19 protein-coding genes are annotated in these 16,414 nt (G+C 61.3%); 5 read left to right on the top strand and 14 right to left on the bottom strand.

Annotation, left to right across the window (positions count from 1 at the left end; all coding sequences use genetic code 11):
- Positions 1 to 3: 3 nt before the first annotated feature.
- The 14 genes from fliQ to PRI8871_RS09325 all read right to left on the bottom strand — a co-directional run bounded on the left by fliQ (position 4) and on the right by PRI8871_RS09325 (position 11,942).
- Positions 4 to 270 carry a flagellar biosynthesis protein FliQ gene (fliQ, locus tag PRI8871_RS09390; RefSeq protein ID WP_108885969.1) on the bottom strand — a complete coding sequence of 89 codons (267 nt, stop codon included), beginning with the start codon at positions 268 to 270 and terminating at the stop codon, positions 4 to 6.
- A 1-nt stretch (position 271) separates the two neighbouring features.
- Positions 272 to 1,021, bottom strand: coding sequence for a flagellar type III secretion system pore protein FliP (gene fliP, locus PRI8871_RS09385; RefSeq protein ID WP_108885968.1), 750 nt, complete (start codon positions 1,019 to 1,021; stop codon positions 272 to 274).
- Positions 1,018 to 1,287, bottom strand: a complete 270-nt coding sequence (locus PRI8871_RS09380) for a hypothetical protein (RefSeq protein ID WP_108885967.1) — start codon at positions 1,285 to 1,287, stop codon at positions 1,018 to 1,020. The genes fliP and PRI8871_RS09380 overlap by 4 nt, the downstream gene beginning before the upstream one ends.
- A gap of 78 nt (positions 1,288 to 1,365) precedes the next feature.
- Positions 1,366 to 1,680 (bottom strand): flagellar motor switch protein FliN, encoded by a 315-nt coding sequence (fliN, locus tag PRI8871_RS09375; protein WP_108885966.1) that lies wholly within the window; start codon positions 1,678 to 1,680, stop codon positions 1,366 to 1,368.
- Positions 1,677 to 2,663, bottom strand: a complete 987-nt coding sequence (gene fliM / locus PRI8871_RS09370) for a flagellar motor switch protein FliM (protein ID WP_108885965.1) — start codon at positions 2,661 to 2,663, stop codon at positions 1,677 to 1,679. Before fliM ends, fliN begins: the two co-directional genes overlap by 4 nt.
- Before the next feature lie 14 nt (positions 2,664 to 2,677).
- A complete protein-coding gene (locus tag PRI8871_RS09365; protein WP_108885964.1) occupies positions 2,678 to 3,256 on the bottom strand; it encodes a flagellar basal body-associated FliL family protein in 579 nt (192 codons plus the stop codon).
- Between the two features lie 11 nt (positions 3,257 to 3,267).
- Positions 3,268 to 5,097: a flagellar hook-length control protein FliK gene (locus PRI8871_RS09360; protein WP_108885963.1), complete on the bottom strand. Its 1,830-nt coding sequence runs from the start codon at positions 5,095 to 5,097 to the stop codon at positions 3,268 to 3,270.
- A gap of 63 nt (positions 5,098 to 5,160) precedes the next feature.
- Positions 5,161 to 5,544, bottom strand: coding sequence for a hypothetical protein (locus PRI8871_RS09355; protein WP_219929017.1), 384 nt, complete (start codon positions 5,542 to 5,544; stop codon positions 5,161 to 5,163).
- Between the two features lie 26 nt (positions 5,545 to 5,570).
- A complete protein-coding gene (locus PRI8871_RS09350) occupies positions 5,571 to 6,902 on the bottom strand; it encodes a FliI/YscN family ATPase (RefSeq protein WP_108885961.1) in 1,332 nt (443 codons plus the stop codon).
- On the bottom strand, positions 6,899 to 7,720 hold the full coding sequence (locus PRI8871_RS19575; protein ID WP_108885960.1) for a FliH/SctL family protein: 822 nt from the start codon (positions 7,718 to 7,720) through the stop codon (positions 6,899 to 6,901). The genes PRI8871_RS09350 and PRI8871_RS19575 overlap by 4 nt, the downstream gene beginning before the upstream one ends.
- Positions 7,721 to 7,726: 6 nt before the next feature.
- Positions 7,727 to 8,746: a flagellar motor switch protein FliG gene (gene fliG, locus PRI8871_RS09340; RefSeq protein ID WP_108886198.1), complete on the bottom strand. Its 1,020-nt coding sequence runs from the start codon at positions 8,744 to 8,746 to the stop codon at positions 7,727 to 7,729.
- An 8-nt stretch (positions 8,747 to 8,754) separates the two neighbouring features.
- The gene (gene fliF, locus PRI8871_RS09335) at positions 8,755 to 10,449 is read right to left on the bottom strand and encodes a flagellar basal-body MS-ring/collar protein FliF (RefSeq protein WP_108885959.1); all 1,695 of its coding nucleotides are present in this window, start codon (positions 10,447 to 10,449) and stop codon (positions 8,755 to 8,757) included.
- A 34-nt stretch (positions 10,450 to 10,483) separates the two neighbouring features.
- Positions 10,484 to 10,807 (bottom strand): flagellar hook-basal body complex protein FliE, encoded by a 324-nt coding sequence (gene fliE, locus PRI8871_RS09330; RefSeq protein ID WP_108885958.1) that lies wholly within the window; start codon positions 10,805 to 10,807, stop codon positions 10,484 to 10,486.
- Between the two features lie 10 nt (positions 10,808 to 10,817).
- Complete coding sequence (locus PRI8871_RS09325; protein ID WP_108886197.1) at positions 10,818 to 11,942, bottom strand: sigma 54-interacting transcriptional regulator; 1,125 nt, start codon at positions 11,940 to 11,942, stop codon at positions 10,818 to 10,820.
- A gap of 366 nt (positions 11,943 to 12,308) precedes the next feature.
- Here PRI8871_RS09325 and PRI8871_RS09320 point away from each other — a divergent pair, with 366 nt between their 5' ends.
- The 5 genes from PRI8871_RS09320 (at position 12,309) to PRI8871_RS09300 (ending at position 16,414) form a co-directional block, all read left to right on the top strand.
- Positions 12,309 to 12,617 carry a hypothetical protein gene (locus tag PRI8871_RS09320; protein WP_108885957.1) on the top strand — a complete coding sequence of 103 codons (309 nt, stop codon included), beginning with the start codon at positions 12,309 to 12,311 and terminating at the stop codon, positions 12,615 to 12,617.
- A 179-nt stretch (positions 12,618 to 12,796) separates the two neighbouring features.
- A complete protein-coding gene (locus PRI8871_RS09315) occupies positions 12,797 to 13,954 on the top strand; it encodes a chemotaxis protein CheA (RefSeq protein WP_245897818.1) in 1,158 nt (385 codons plus the stop codon).
- Entirely contained in the window at positions 13,951 to 14,772 is an 822-nt protein-coding gene (locus PRI8871_RS09310; RefSeq protein WP_245897817.1) for a CheR family methyltransferase, read from the top strand. The genes PRI8871_RS09315 and PRI8871_RS09310 overlap by 4 nt, the downstream gene beginning before the upstream one ends.
- On the top strand, positions 14,772 to 15,896 hold the full coding sequence (gene cheB, locus PRI8871_RS09305) for a chemotaxis-specific protein-glutamate methyltransferase CheB (RefSeq protein WP_108885955.1): 1,125 nt from the start codon (positions 14,772 to 14,774) through the stop codon (positions 15,894 to 15,896). The genes PRI8871_RS09310 and cheB overlap by 1 nt, the downstream gene beginning before the upstream one ends.
- On the top strand, positions 15,893 to 16,414 hold the full coding sequence (locus tag PRI8871_RS09300; protein WP_108885954.1) for a chemotaxis protein CheW: 522 nt from the start codon (positions 15,893 to 15,895) through the stop codon (positions 16,412 to 16,414). The genes cheB and PRI8871_RS09300 overlap by 4 nt, the downstream gene beginning before the upstream one ends.

Below are 16,414 nucleotides of genomic sequence, written 5' to 3'. Positions count from 1 at the left end.
GGCCTACCGGATCGTTGCGATGGTTTCGAAGACGAAGGCGAAATAATCGCTCATCGTGGACAGCATGAACCCCGAGGCCAGCGCCATGGTCATCAGAACCACGGCCAGTTTCGGCACAAAGCTAAGGGTGTTTTCGTTGATCGAGGTGGCCGCCTGAAGGATGCCAAGCGCCAAACCCACCGCCAAAGCCACGCCCAGAACCGGACCTGCGGTCAGAAGGATGTTCCAATAGGCGATACGCAGATGTTCGATATTGCCGTCGAAATCCATGTCAGCCTCCGACCGAGATAAAGCTAGAGGCAAGCGAGCCCATGGTCAGCGCCCAGCCATCGACCAGCACGAACAGCAGCAGCTTGAAGGGCAGGGACACCAGCACCGGTGACAGCATCATCATGCCCAGCGCCATCAGGATCGAGGCGATCACCATGTCGATCACCAAAAAAGGCAGGAACAGCAGAAACCCGATCTGAAACGCGGTCTTCAACTCGGACGTGATATAGGCGGGCAGCAGCACCGACATCGGCACGGCCTCATCGTCGGCATAGGGGCCATCGCCTGCCAGATCGGCAAACATCAGCAGATCGTTCTGGCGCGTATTGCCCAGCATAAAGCCCGACATGATATCTTTGACCGCCGCAATGGCCGGTTCCGCGGCTAGCCGTCCGTCAAGATAGGGGGCCAGCGCATCGTCATACAGCGTGGTCAGCACCGGCTGCATGACGAAGAAACTCAGGAAAAGCGCCATGGCGACCAGCACCTGATTGGGCGGGGTTTGCTGTGTGCCCATGGCTTGGCGCAGGATCGACAGAACGATGATGATCCGGGTAAAGGCACTGGCGCCCAGAACGATCGACGGCAGCACCGTTAGCGCCGTCATCAGCGCCACGATCTGAAGCGATAGCGAATAGGTCGCGCCGCCCTCTTGTTCGGTCAGGCTCAGAACCGGCATGCCTTCACCTGCGGCAAAGCCGGTCGAGGGCAGCAAAATCAGCGCAGTAAGGGCGATACCAATGCGGATCATGACTGCACCTCCTGCGCGGTGCCAAGCTGGACCACGGTCGGTGCGCCTTTGCCGCCTGCAACCACGCACAGGCGTTCGCCGTCTGCCTCAAGCAGGTAGACACGCCCGCCATTGATCGGCAACGCTTCACACAGTTTCAAACGGCGGTCGCCGCTAATCTTTTTGGACAGGACATCGCGGTTGCGCGTCACGTAATAGCGCAGCGCCAGAAGCGCGCCCAGAAACAACAGGACGATGATCAGACGATCTGGGGACAGGGTTTCCAACGGCAAGCTCCTTCTGCGGATACACCACAGAAGGGGCAAGTTTCATGCCGGTTGAATGCAGCCTTGCGTTTTCTTCTGTTAGACAGAGTCCATGCGTTCCTTGGGATCGACGATATCGCCAAATCGGATGCCGAATTTTTCGCCGACAACCACGACCTCGCCCTTGGCGATGGGGGTGCCGTTGACCAGAATATCCAGCGGATCGCCCGCCATCCGGTCCAGTTCCACAACCGACCCTTCGGACAGTTTCAGAAGTTCCTGAATAGTGATCTGCGTGCGGCCCACTTCGACCGTCATGCGCACTTTGATATTGGCCAGCATCCCCAAGGGGCCGGGGGCGGCGGCCTCTGCCTCGGGGGCGGCGGTGTCGGTATCCTGATCGGTATCGCTCATTGGTCCTCTCCGGGTTGGGGCGTCTTGATGCGGCGGGTGATCGACAGGGCAGAGCGCCCGCCGACCTCGCCCAGATCAGCCGCGAACATCGGGCTGCCTTCGACAAGCATGGTTGGATTGGGTTTCAGATCGCAGGTCACCAGCTTGCCGGGCTTCAGCCCGTTCAGCTGCGCCAGATTGACGGTCGGGTCGGCCAAGCGGGCGGTGATTTCCAGCGGGACATTCATCACCGCACGTTCCAGCCGCTGACGCCAGGTGATATCGTCATCGACCAGATCCGACTGCATCCGCGACCGAAGCTGCGCAGCCAGCGGTTTCAGCGTTTGCAGCGGGTAAAGGATATCAAGGTTGGCCGGGTCGGTGTCGGGCAACTGGATGATGAACGAACAATTCACCACCAGCTCTGAACTTTCGACGAAGGTGGCGAATTGCAGGTTCTCTTCGTGGTTGGTGGCCTGAAACGTCAGATGCGTCAGATCCCGCCACGCCATTTCCAGCGCCTTGTTCAGCCCGTTGGTGACAATCTCAATCACGCGGGTTTCGGTGGCGGTGAATTCGGTGCGCCGTGTCGGCAGGTTCTGGATCGCCCCGCCGTAATAGGCATCCGTAAGCAGGGACACGAAGTTCGGCGCCAGCACGATCATTTGCGACCCGCGCAATTCGTCGATCTTGCTGGTGGTCAGCGAGACGAAGTTTTCCAGCTCGTCGCAATAGTGGTCAAAGGTCTTCACCTCAGGCGGAAAGCTGGAAATCCGAGGATGCATCCGCAAGAACGGCAGGAACACAGACCGGGCCAGACGGCAAAACCGTTCGTTGATCATCCGCAGGCCATAGTAATCGCCCAGGATCGACCGGTTGTCCGTGCCAAACTTATATGGCCGGATATGGGATCCGTCGCCGCCTTCACCTGCGTCGAGGTTCTTTAGACCATCGACGAGGGCTGCGACTTCGTTGCTGGAGAGTTTGCTTGGGCTTGCCATGATCGATCCCGAGGGCCTTATTGCATTACGAAGCTGGGGAAGAACACATCTTCGATTCCACCAAAGCCTTCGAGCGAAACGAGGCGATCGTTCACCGCGTTTTTGAGGGCCTCAGACAGGCGGTCACGCCCTTCCTTGCCGGTCACTTCGGCTTCGGAAAAGCCGCTGATGACAGCCAGCATATCCGACCGGATGGCCATGGCATGGGTTTCGACATTGGTGATGATCGATTCATCATATTGCGTGGACAGGCCCACACCGAGCTGAATAAACCGTGTCGACCCCGCCAGATTGGTGGTCAGCGGATCGGGGAACTCATAGTAGCTGGTGGTGAACATCGGCGTTTCCGGGATGTCCTTTGCCACTTTGCTCGGCTCTGCCTCAGCGGCGGCCTCGGCTTCGGCATCTGCATCGGCCTTGTCCTGCTCAATGAGCTTCAGCACCTCTTCGCTGGGCGACATTTGTTGACCGGAATAGAAAATCCCGCCGTAAAAGCCACCGCCCAGAAGGGCGATCCCGAAGATGAACATCAGGATCTTCTTAATCAATCCGCCCTTTTTCTTTTGGGGCTCGTCTATATCGGTCTTGTCGGCCATCTGCTCTGTCCTCAGGCGACTACATCAATGCGGTTCGAAGTGCGGGGCCTGCGCGGCTGGGTCGGTTGCTCCGTCGCGGCATCATCGGCGGCCATGCGGTTGCCCAACGGGCCGCGGTCCTGCGTGCCATCGCCGCGTTCGCCGCGCTGGCCAGACCCGGTGCCGGCCTGATGACCTGCCAGATCAAGCCCGGCTTTCTGAAGCATTTCAGACAGGCGGCCTTGCTGGTCGTTGAACAGGCGCGCGGCTTCGGGGTTGTCGGTGATGATCTGAACCGTCGCGGCCCCGTCGCGCAATTCCATTTGAATGCGCAGCTTACCAAGCCGTTCCGGCGACAGAACGATTTCTACCTGATCGCCTTCGCCAAAGCTCATGGCTTCGATCTGTTCGACAAGAGTTTCCGGCCAGCTGCTTTCGGTCATCGGCAGCGAAGGTGCTGCCGAAGACTGCGCCGGGGCCGCGTTGTTGCCCGCCACAGCTGTCACGGAGGGCGAAGCGACTGGCGACGAGGCCGAAGCGGTCTCCGGCAGCGTCCCGGCCTTCGCCGGGGTCTCGGGGTCGGCGCGAACAATCAGTTCGGGCGTTAAGTCATCTTGGGCGACGCCCATCGCATCGCTTGGCTTGCTGGCGATGACGCGCGGGGAAGCTGCGTCATAGGTCTGGGGCGTGTCCGATGCTGGGGCCTCGGCCAATACCGTGCTGTCAGGCGCGGGTGCCGCGGCGCGTGCGGCGGTTTGGGTGGCCTGCGGGGCCGCGTTGGTCGCTTTGGGTGCCTCGAGGTTGGCGGTGGTTACTGTGCTTTCGCCGCGGCGCTGGGTGCCGCGTGGCTTGGCGCCATCTCCTGCGGGTTTGGCCGCATCGGCCTGCGCTGCCACCGCTGCGGGTTGGTCGGCTTGCTGAACGGCTTTGGCCTGAGCCTGAGCCTGCGGCGCGGCTTGGACCTGCATTGCGGCCTCCGCAGCTTTCTGCGTGGTCTTGGGCTGGTCAGGGGCCGCGTTTGGAGTGTCCAGGCTGTCCGCAACGGGTGCGGTGTCTGCATTGGCCTGTTCGGGCGCATGGCTCACGGGTTTCGCGGCCGGGGCTGTACTGGTGTTTGCTGCGGCCTGCTCAGGCTTTATCTGCGGCGATGCCGTGGTTTCACCTTTGGGCGCGGCGTCCTGCGTGGCCGCTTTGACGGGCGCGGCAACGGCGTCAGCAGCGCCTTTGAGCGCCGGTGCGCCAATGGTCACCTCTTCATTCTTCTGCGCAGGCGTATCGGCGACAACTGGGGCAGCGACCGGGATTATCTCGGCGCTGTCAGGCTTGACCTCTTCCGGGGCGACCGCTTCAGGCGCTACGGCCTGCACAGCGGTTTTCACGGCCTCGCCATTAGGCTTGCTGGCGGTCTGTATGACAGGGGTCAATTTTGGATGGCGGGCCGAGGCAGGCAAGGGCGCCTTCGACTCGGTCACAACAGGTGCGGCAACAACAGCGCCCTCCACAGGTGCTTTCGGTTCAACAATGCCTGCGGTCGGCAAGCCCATCGCCGCCAACTGGCGCGTGGTGTCGTCGGCGGATGCAGCCTGATCGCCGGGCAAAGCAATGGCCAAGGCGGGGTCTAGGGTCGGGGCATCAGCCGTGGCGGCCTCTCCAGTACCAGTAGCAACCCCCAAGGCTGATCCCGAGGTCATGCCCTGCGGCAAAGCCATCATCACATCGGCAAAATTGGCGGGCAGAGGCTTGCCCTTCGGCGCACCTTCGGCAGTCTGCACCTGTAGCGCAGCACCCGCCATTAGCGGATTGCCCTCAGGCTTGGCCGTCTGTCCCGGCTTCGGAAGATCGAGCGACAAGGCGTTGGTCATCAGGTCCTCTTGGTCTTGGATTGGCGCGGTGCGCAGTCAACAGGTGCAAGCCCGGTGCCAAGTTCACTTGCGCGGGCGGTCTGCCATGGCTTCATCCGCCATGGCCTGCGCATGGGCGCGGGCCTGACGCTTGGCCTCAAGCGCTTTTTCTGCAACGATCCGTTCACGTTGCGATTGCAGGTTCAGTTGGTCTTTCAGGTCGTTGAACCGCTTCTGCGACTCCTCGCTGCGGTTTTTCAGCGTTGTCATCTGCCCGGCCAGCGCCGTGCCCAGCCAATGCTGCGCCGACAGGTCCGCCGCGGTCATGACCTGACCCGGAGAATTGGCCTTTTCGCGCAGCAATGCCTGAACATGCGTCAGCGTTTGCTCCGTCTTTTCATGTTCTTGTGCCGCTGTATTGACGCGACGCGCGATTTCGGCGCGGGTCTTCTTTTCCTGTAGGGCCATGAGTTGAGAAAGACGGGCTTTGCGCTTCATAGGGTGCCTCCACATAGGGCAAGCAAGTCACTGCGACTGCTTCTGAAATCGGATTTTTCGGATTTGCCCTGACGGATCAGGTCAAGGATCTGCGGCCAAAGCCGGACGGCCTCATCAAGTTCCGCGTCTTGGCCGGGGCTGTAGGCACCCATCAGCATCATGTCGCGGTTCTCCATATAGAGCGAAATCATCCGGCGCAGCTTGGTCGCGGCGGCGTTATGTTCGGGCGTGACGATGTCGGTCATCACGCGGCTGACCGATTGCGGCAGGTCGACAGCGGGATAGATGCCCATCTGCGCCTGCGATCGGGACAGCACGAAATGCCCGTCCAGAATGGCGCGGGCGGTGTCGACGACCGGGTCATTGGTCGTGTCATCGCCATCGGCCAGGATGGTGTAAAACGCGGTGATTGACCCTTCGCCGGGCAGGCCGGGGCCGGCGCGTTCGATCAGGCTGGGGATCATCGACACGACCGACGGCGGATAGCCCTTGGCCGTGGGCTGTTCGCCAAGGGCAAGGCCAACCTCGCGGCGGGCATGGGCGACGCGGGTCAGGCTGTCCATGATCAACATGACCTGCTTGCCCTGCGCCCGGAAATATTCGGCCACGGCGGTGGCGCGATGCGCGGCCCGCAAGCGCAGCAGCGGCGAGCGGTCGGCAGGCACAGCAATCACGCAGGTTTTGTCGGCGGTCTTGCCGCGCATGATCTGGCCAACAAAAGCGCCCACCTCGCGGGCGCGTTCGCCGATCAGGCCAACCACCACGATGTCGGCGTCGGTGTTGTGGGTCATCATCTCGATCAGAACGGATTTACCTACGCCCGATCCGGCGATGATGCCAACGCGTTGACCACGTCCCACAGTCAGGGCGGCATTCAGAATGCGCACGCCCACATCCAGCGCCTGATCCACGGGCTGGCGGGCCAGCGGGTTCTGCATCCGGCCCGCCAAGGGCCACAGATCCGGGCTATGCGGCGCGGGCAGGGTATCGAGTGGATCGCCTTCGGCGTCCAAAACGCGGCCCAACACCTCGGGTCCGATGCGCATATCATGGCCGCCGGACAAGCGCGTGACGGTCGCGCCCACGGTGATCCGCGCGCCCGGTTGGTCCAGAAACAACAGATTGCGCCCGTCTGCAAAGCCCACCACCTCGCCGCGTACGGGGCGACCGTCTTCGGTGGAAATTTCGCAGATCGTGCCTGGGCTTGCCGGAAAGCCTGCGCATTCCAGGATCAGCCCATCATAACGGAGCACCTGCCCAGTCATACGTGGCGTAGGCGCGGCGGCTTGTGGCAGATCGGCGGTCAGGCGGTCCAATAGCAAGCTCATGCCTTAGCCTCCGGTTTGATCGGGCGCATGATGTCCTCCATGGCGATGTCCCCGACGCGCAAAACGATATCCCCGCGCGACAGGCTGTCATCGGGGCGGATGCGGGCGCCTGACAGCAGGTCGCTGCCATCCAGATGCGGTTTGATCGCGGCCAGATCCTCGGGGTGCAGGCGCAGGCGCGTATCGCCTACAGCATGCGACAGGCTGCGGGCCAGATTGTCGATCCGCACGCGGAATTGCAGTGGCATGGCGTCGATCGCCGCCCCGGCACGCTGCGCGGCCAATTGCTGAACGGCATCGGTCAACTGGGCGCGAAGGCCGACCATCACGTCATCGGTTTGGGCCTGAAGGCCGTTGATCGCGGACAGAAAGGCCAACCGGGCATCGGCCAGGTTTTCTTCGGCCTCGGTGCGGCCTGCGGCATGACCTTCGGCGCGGGCGGCCTCAATCGCGGCCTCCATTTCGGCCTGCATTGCGGCGCGCCCCTCTTCGATCCCGGCAAGGCGGATTGCCTCCAGATCGATTTCCTCGGGGGGCGGCGCGGGCGAGAATGCCTCGGCTTCGGCCTGAGGCGCGGCGGCTTCCGGCATAGGCTCGGGTGCGGTCTCGGCATCAACGGGCGGTGCGGGCGCGGGGTCGGGCGCAGTGGTTGGCTCTTGGACGCTAGGCGCACCATTGGCCGGGCGGGCCACGAAATCCGGCGCGTCATCTGTCTGACCAAAGGGTAGGTCGGCCCGGCGCCGGAAGGATACATCGGCATCCTGCACCAGTTTCATGATCGCATCACGATCCAGCGGTTGAACGGATTGCGCGGCCATCCCCGGTTACACCATCTTTTCGCCGCCGCGACCGGCCAGCGTGATGGTGCCTTCGTCCGCCAGACGGCGGGCCACGGAGATGACCTCTTTCTGGGCCTGTTGAACCGCTGTCAGGCGCACCGGGCCAAGCGAGTCCATCTCGTCCATGATATTGGCGGCGGCGCGGGTGGACATACAGCCCAGCAGCTTGCTGCGCAGCGCGCCATCCGCCCCCTTGAGGGCCATGACCAGAATTTCCTGTTCGATGCCGCGCAGCAGGGTCTGCAAGGCGCGATCGTCGGATTTGATCAGGTTCTCGAAAACAAACATGTTGTCTTGCAGCGCTTCCATAAGATCCTTGTCGTCTTTCTTGATCTCTTTGAGGATGCGTTGCTCCATGTTCTGGCGGGTAAAGTTCATGATCTTCGCCGCCGCCTTCACGCCGCCAATCTGCGAGGCGCGCAGGGTTGTGTTGGCCTTGAACTTGCGCTGCATGACTTCTTCAAGCTCGCGCAGGGCTTCGGGCTGAACCGTGGTCAGGTTGGCGACGCGCTGCACGATCTCGGGCTGTAGGTCTTCGGGCAGCAGCTTCAGCACATCGGCGGCCTGCGAAAAATCAAGCGAGGCCACAATGAGCGAGATGATCTGCGGGTGTTCGTCCAAGATCAGTTCCGCGATGGCGGGGGCATCCATCCAGTCCAAAATCTCAATCGGGCGTTCGGAACTGGCGGGCTTGATGCGGCTCAGAACCGACTGCGCCTTGTACGACCCCAGCGCGTTGTTCAGAACATTGCGCACATAGGCATTGGCCCCATAGCCGATATCGGTCTGGTCGCGCAGCATGTCGAAGAATTCGTCCAGCACCGCATCCACGGTTTCATGGCTGACGCCGCGCACGGTGTACATCGCCGCTCCCAGTTCTTCGACCTCCGACGGGCTCATGGCCTTGAGGACGTGGGCGGCGGTTTCCTCACCCACCAGCATCATCAGGATGGCGGCCCGCTGAACCGGTGACAGTTGCTCAAAGCTCAGGTCTTTTCTGGACATAACGGGGCTCATGCGTCTTCTTCTTCCTGTGGCGGGGCGATCATCGCCTGGAACACATTGGCGATGCGGCCGGATTCCGCGCCAGCGATGGCGCGCAGAAGTTCAACCTTTTCTTCGTAGGAAATCGCGCCGTTCAGATCGTCTGCATCGGGGGCGGAACCGTGCAGTCTGGCACGCAGCGCTTGCAGGGTTTCGCCCTTGGCCACTTCAACCGTTTCCGAGCTTTCCACCTCAATCGGCATATGATCGACCGGCGACGAGGCGGCGGGCAGCATACGATCCAGCAGCGGGCGCACCACGCCAAGGATCACGATCCCAAGGATCACCACCTGCGCCAGAACGCGGCCCGCCTGTGGCAGCCATTGGGCCTCGTGCCATGCCGGTTCGGGCAGGCTGAAGGTTTCAACGAACGGGGTAGAGCTGACGGTGACGATATCGCCGCGCTGGTTTTCAAAGCCCACGGCGCTTTTGGCCAGACGCTCGACCTCTTCCATTAGGGTCGGGTCCAGCGTGGCGGGCGCGGTGGGATCGTCCGACTTGGGCGCACGCAGCAGGATCGCGGCATTCACCCGCTTGATCTGCGCGGTCTGCGGCGTGGTGGTTTCCACCCGGCGGCTGACTTCGTAGTTGCGGGTCGTGGATGAGGATTTGCTTTTGGCCGGTTCTTGCGTGTTGCCAGCTGGGCCAGCCGCGGTCAGATCGGCCTCATTCGGGGGGGTGTTGGACACCGCGCCGGGAATGCCGCGCGCCTGCGGGCTGGTGCTTTCCTCCATCGACTCTTGTTCGCTGCGAACAGCGGTGGCGCGGGGGTTATATTCTTCGGACGTGACCTCAGAGCGGGTGAAATCCATGTCCAGCGTCACTTCGACGGCGACGTTGTCACTGCCAACGATGGGAGACACGAGCGAGACGATGCGATCGCGGTAGAGGCGTTCAAGCTGCAACTGGTGGCGCAATTCGCGGTCGGTCTGACCTTGCAGCGGGTCATTGCTGTCATTCGACAAAAGACGCCCGGTCTGATCGACCACCGACACGTTTTCGTGCGGCATGTTCGGCACGGCGGTCGACACAAGGCTGACCACGGCGCGAACTTGTGTTTCGGTCAGCGCCATGCCCGGCGCGATCTGAAGAAAGACCGAGGCGCGCGGCGGCTGGGTGTCACGAACAAAAGCGGTCCGTTCGGGCAGGGCCAAATGCACGCGGGCGCTGCGGACAGGCTGCAATTCGGCGATCGACTGGGCAAGGTCCAGTTCCTGCATCCGGCGCAGACGGGCCGCTTCGACCGAGCGCGAGGTGCCCATGGGCATATCGGTGATCGTCGACAGACCATCGGGCGTGCCCTGCGGCAGACCTTCCAGCGCCAGCGCCATGCGGGCGCGGTGATATTCATCGGAATTGACGGTCAGACCGCCGGTGGCCGGGTCAAGCTGGGCGTTGAAACCGCCTGCAACCAACACCTCAAGCGCGCGGCCCTTTTCCGCCTCGGGCAGGCCGGTTTGCAGGCCAACGCGGTCCGGCGGGGTCAGCAGCAAATAGGCCAGAAGGCCCAAAGCGGCGGCACCAACGATCAGCACGGCGGGCAGGGCGCGGCGAATGGCGGGCTGTTCGGCCACGCCGTTCAGCTGGGACAAGGCACCACGGGCGCGGGCAATCAGCGACTGCGTGCCGCTCTGCGTTGTCAAAGACCCGGACGTATCGGTCATGAGTTGGTTCCTGCCTGTTCGTTCTTATCGCCGGTCAGACCGGCATATTCATGATGTCGCGATAGGCGTTCAGCGCCTTGTTCCGCACGTTCAACGTCAGCTGAAACCCAAGCGAGGCGACCTGCTGTTCAACCATCACTGCGGCGATATCGTTGGTTTTGCCGACTTCGAAATCCTTGGCGGCCTGTGCGGCCTGGCTTTGCTGATCGGCGACTTGATTGACGGCATTGCCCACGCGCTCGGCAAAGCTGGGACCGTTGGGTTTGTCCGCTTTGCCAGCCGGTTCGGGGCGGTTGACCTGATTGGCCTGACCGACGGCGGTCGCGCTTTGAACAATGGATGGGCCGGATACCAGCATGGCTGCCTCCTCAGGCCGCGCGAACCGGGCGCAGGGCCGCGGTGCGGGCGTTCAGCATGATGTCTTGCGGACGCACGGATTGCCCGTCGCACAGCACCAGCGCGCGCTGCATGACGTTTTCCAATTCACGCACGTTGCCGGGCCAGCTGTGCTTGGCCAGAATGGCGCAGGCGTCCGCACTCAGCAGCGGCACGGTCTGGCCGGGGCCGGTGTGACGACGCAGCATGGCTTGGGCCAGAACCGGCACATCGGCGCTGCGCTGAGCCAGCGCGGTGGTTTCCAGCGGGAACACGTTCAGGCGGTAGTACAGGTCTTCGCGGAAGGTGCCCTTCTGAACCTCGATCTCCATGTCGCGGTTCGAGGTGGCGATCACGCGGATATCAACCTCGATTTCCTTCTGGGTGCCCAGCGGGGTCACTTTGCGTTCCTGAAGCACGCGCAGCAGCTTGGCCTGAAGCGACAGCGGCATTTCCGAGATTTCATCCAGCAGCAAGGTGCCACCATCGGCGGCGCGCATGATGCCGGTGTTTGCGGTGGTCGCGCCGGTGAAGGCGCCTTTCTCATGGCCGAACAGCACCGATTCAAGCATGTTTTCAGGAATGGCGGCGCAGTTGATGGCGATGAAGGGCTTACCAGCGCGGGGGGATTTTTCGTGGATGGTGCGGGCCAGAACCTCTTTGCCGCTGCCCGAGGGGCCGTTGATGAAGACGCCCACATCAAAGCCAGCAACGCGGGTGGCCATATCGATCAAGGCACCGGTCGCGGCATCTGCGGCCACCATAGGGGCATGAGCCGACGCAATCAGATCGGCCAGCAACATCATGGGACCGTTCGACAAAACCGCGGTGCCGGACTGGGGCAGGTGGATGCGCTGCAAACGACCGCCCAGTTCTTCTTCGACGGCGAAGGCGTCGGCATTTTCGTGGATCACGTGGATCTGTTTGGCACCGGCGGTGCGGGCCAGCTCAACCAAGGCGCGCTGCCCCCCAAGCGAGGTTTCATGCGCGGCGCTGCAAACCAAGGCTGCGGCCTTTTCTTTGGCGTCTTCGGTGACGGCAACCCGGCGGCGCGAAAGAAGATCGACAAGGCCGGTGGCTGCGTTCAGTTCGGAGGCAATAAGAAGAAGATCGTTCATGATTTTGTCCCGCTGTTCCATCGGTATCTAGAAAGCAGGGATCGTGCCATTTTATCGAAAACGGCGTTTTTTTCGGGTTATCGGGCTAAAATTGGCCTGAGCTTTGCCATGGGGGTGGATTTTGCCCGCTAACATGACGGAAAACCCGACAAATGGCCGTCGGAAAACCGGACGGCGTCAGGATCTTGACGTATCTATTGGCCTTTGATGTGCTTAAAGGCGGCAAATATCCCCGATTGCGCCCAATGGGATATCGAAAGGTTAAATTGTAAACCAAAGACAAAACACGCTTTTGGGTTAGTGCCTCACATTTTTGCGCCTCGTTCCGTTTGGCAACACAGGATCAAGCAAAATGGCAGGCATTCCATGTTGTCAAAAACATATCATCTTAAATTCCCTAGTCTCGACGCGGCTCAGATCGCCGCGCCGTTCGTCACCGAAACCCTGGGCAACGCAATCCCAGAATGTCGACTTTCGGGTTTGACGGTTTTGATCGGCAAAGAAGGCGACATTTCTGTAAATGTCTTCTTCCCTGCTGTCTCAGACCTGAAAAACTTTGAGAAAAAACACGGCGGGTTCATCGAAACCATGAAGAAGACGTTCCTTTTCCGGTCAACCGGCTTCGACGGCGTTTGCATCTTCAATTTCGAGGGCAACACCGAAGACGCGGCCTAATGCGTCTGGCACGGCCTTTGCAGTTGGAAAAATACCAACAGGTGAAAGGCCCTATCGGGCATTCCTGAGAACTTAACAGATGCGCCCCGGACCTGTTCGGGCTGGCGTAAGGAACGGTATGTATGGCGGCGGAAGTCGAGACAACATCGGAAAAGACAACAGGCGGAGCATTGCTTCGCGTGTCTTCCGACAAGATTGGCCGACTGATGGATCTGGTCGGAGAGCTGTCGCTGTCCGTCAGTGAAACCATCAATTCGCCAGAGTTGGCGGATCTGGACCTCATGGGGTTCGAGGCTGCGGCACATAGATTGTCGATGATCGTGCGCGAAGTACAAGACGCGGCGACCGAATTGCGACTTGTGCCCGTAGGCGAGGTGTTCCGACGGCTCAAGCGTATGATCCGGGAACTAGAGCGTGAGACCGGCAAGAAGATCGAACTTGTCATCAAGGGCGATGAAACCGCGATCGACAAACTGGTGGCCGACCGTCTGTATGACCCGCTGCTGCATGTTGTTCGCAATGCCGCTGACCACGGCCTTGAGGCAACAACCGCTGATCGCGTCGCCGTAGGGAAGTCGGAAAGTGGCAAAATCACGCTGGCCGCCGCACAGGTGGGCAGTGAAGTGCGTATTCAGGTGATCGACGACGGGCGCGGGCTGAACCGCGACCGTATCCTGAAGAAAGCGCGCGAACGGGGCCTGTTTGGCCCCGAAGAAGAACCCGAAAACTCGGCGGTCTGGAAGGTCATCTTCGAGCCGGGCTTTTCGACTGCCGAAGCTGTGACCACTCTGTCGGGTCGCGGCGTTGGCATGGACGTTCTGAACCAGACCATGAAAGACCTGCGCGGTCGTATCGCCGTGGACTCCAACCCCGGCGAAGGCACGGCTGTGTCGCTGCATATTCCGGTCTCTCTGGCGTTTCTGGACAGCATCCTGCTTCGCCTTGGCGAAAAGCTGTTCACGGTTCCGGTCGATGATATCCAGGAAATCGTCAAGCCGGGTGGTAGCGATACGGTGTCCATCTCGGCCGATCATGACACCGAAATGTTGAAACTGCGCGGTGTGTTTGTGCCGGTTTGCAGGTTGGAACGGTTTTATCGCGGCATGCGCCAAGAGCTGAAGCCCTTGTCGCAGATGGTCGCAATCATCTTCAATACCGCCAATGGAGCGATTGCCGTTCCCGTGGATGAGGTTTTGGACCGCCAGCAGGTGGTCATGAAACCTTTGACCGGGGCGCTGTCATCTGTCCGCGCCAGTTGGGGCTGTGCCCTGCTGCCGTCGGGCGAGGTGGCCATCGTGCTCGATTGTGAGCGGCTAGCACTGGAGTCCGCTCGATGAATACCATGGAAGTGAGCGCCGCCGAACGTCAGGCCTATGAGCTGATCCGCAATTGGCTCAGCTCTCGATGCGGGATTTCCTACCCTGAACACAAATCGCCCGTTCTGCGGCAGCGGCTTGCGCGGGTGACACGTGGCTTTGGCTATACCAACCTCAACGAACTTGCGCAGGGCATTCTGAACGAAAAGATCGAAGAGGTGCAGCTGGCAGTGATGCACGCGGCCTCGACCAACCATACCTATTTCTTCCGCGAGCCCGAGGTTCTGCGGAATTTTCAGGATATGATCCTGAACGATCTGCGCAACCGCCGCGAAGTGCGGATCTGGAGCGCGGCGGCATCGACCGGGGATGAGGCCTATTCCATCGCGATCCTTTTTGCCGAAACCTTGGGAATTGAGGCGCTGGGGCGTCTGAACATCCTTGGCACCGATATCAGTGGTCCGGTGGTGGAGCGCGCCGAAATGGGCGTTTTCCCCAAGCGCCAATTTGCCCAGACCGACCCGGACCTGCTGCGCCGGTACTTTGAACCCACGGGCATCGAACAGTTTCGCGTGATCGAAAAAATCCGCCGCACCTGCACCTTCCGCCGGATGAACCTGATGGCGCAGCCCTATCCGTTCAGCAAGCCGTTCCAGGTCGTGTTCTGCCGTAATATTCTGTATTACTTCGAAAAAGCGGATCAGACCAAGACGCTTGAGGCCATCTATGACGTGACCGAGCCGGGCGGCTGGCTGGTGACTTCGGTGACGGAATCCATCCGTGATCTGGGATCGCGCTGGGAACCTGTGACCACCGGTATCTACCGGAGGGCCAAGTAATGGCCAACGGACATCCCATCCGCGTTCTGATCGTCGACGATTCCGCCATGTTCCGGCGGGTGTTGACCCGCGGTCTGACGCAGGCCTCGGACATCAAGGTGGTTGGCGCGGCGCAAAACGCCAAAGAAGCCCGTCACCTGATCCAAAAGCTCCAGCCCGATCTGATCACGCTTGATCTGGATATGCCCGACGAAGGCGGTATGAGCCTGCTGCGTGATTACATGCCACGCGAAAAGATCGCGACCATCGTGATCTCGGCCATGGTGGAACGCGGTGTGCGCCGCACCATCGAAGCGCTGGAAACCGGGGCGGATGAAGTTCTGGCCAAGGGCGATGTGCTGGCCGATGACCCCTCCACATGGCGCAGCTTGCAAAGCATTGTGCGCCGGGTCTTTATCGCCCGCCGTGACCGCGCGCGCGGCGTGCGCCGTGCCAGCCGGGCCTTGGATCATCCCGAACCCGCGCTGACCGGCGAGTTTCCCGAAGATTGGCTGATCGGCATTGCCTCATCGACCGGCGGTGTTCAGGCGCTTAGCGTTCTGTTGCCCCTGCTGCCTGCCAATGCGCCGGGTGTGGTGATTGTTCAGCACATGCCCGAAGGGGTGACCCGCGCCTTTGCCGACCGTGTCAGCAGCCATTGCCACATCGAAGTGCGCGAGGCCCGCGACGGCGACAAAGTGCAGCCCGGTTTGGCGCTGATCGCGCCGGGCGGCCGCAAACATATGGTCTTGGCTGGAAGCCCCGGCAACCACACCGTGCAGCTGATCGAAGGGGCCGAGGTCTGCTATTCGCGCCCGTCTGCGGATGTCTTGTTCCAGTCGGTCGCCCGCTTTGCCGCCCCTCGTTGCAGCGCGGCCATTCTGACCGGCATGGGCCGTGACGGGGCCGAAGGGCTGGGCGCGATCCGCCGCGCGGGCGGTCGGACCTTTTCGCAGGATCGGATGTCCTGTTCGGTCTATGGCATGCCCAAGGCCGCTTGGGAAATCGGTGCCTCGGAAGCACAGGTTCCGATTTTTGACATGGCCGCCAAGCTATTGGGCTCAGTCGGCACGGCTCGTGCATCGCGTTTACCGTCCAACACGGCAAGCGCTGCCCCTTATCACCTGAAAGGATTGACGAAATGACCCAGCCTCAAGCAGTCGAAACACCGACGGATCTGGCTGATCTTCACGGTGTGGATGCGGATAGCATCGACAATATGTACCTGACCTTCGCGGTCGGAGAAGAGTTCTACGCCGTGGCCATCGCCATGGTGACCGAAATCGTTGGCATGCAGCGCATCATGAGCGTGCCGGACGTGCCCAAATACATTAAAGGCGTCATCAACCTGCGCGGCAAGGTGATCCCGCTTTTGGATGTGCGCCTGCGCTTTGGCATGGATGAACGCCCCAATGACGACCGCACTGTTGTGATCGTTCTGGAAGTGGACGACGCGCCGGTAGGCCTGATTGTGGACCGTGTTAGCGAAGTTGTCGATATTCCGACGGATCGCATCGACCGGGCAGGTGCCTTTGGTGGCGGCAATGCCTCAAGCATCGTCAAGGGCCTTGGCCGTATCGATGAACGCGTGGCCATTCTGATTGACGTGCCGGTGATGCTGTCGAACGCGGATCTGGATCTGTCGAAGATCAAGGTCGACTAA

Source organism: Pseudoprimorskyibacter insulae (assembly GCF_900302505.1).
In the GTDB taxonomy this organism is placed as follows: domain Bacteria; phylum Pseudomonadota; class Alphaproteobacteria; order Rhodobacterales; family Rhodobacteraceae; genus Pseudoprimorskyibacter; species Pseudoprimorskyibacter insulae.
This window is presented reverse-complemented; position numbering and strand designations above follow the sequence as displayed.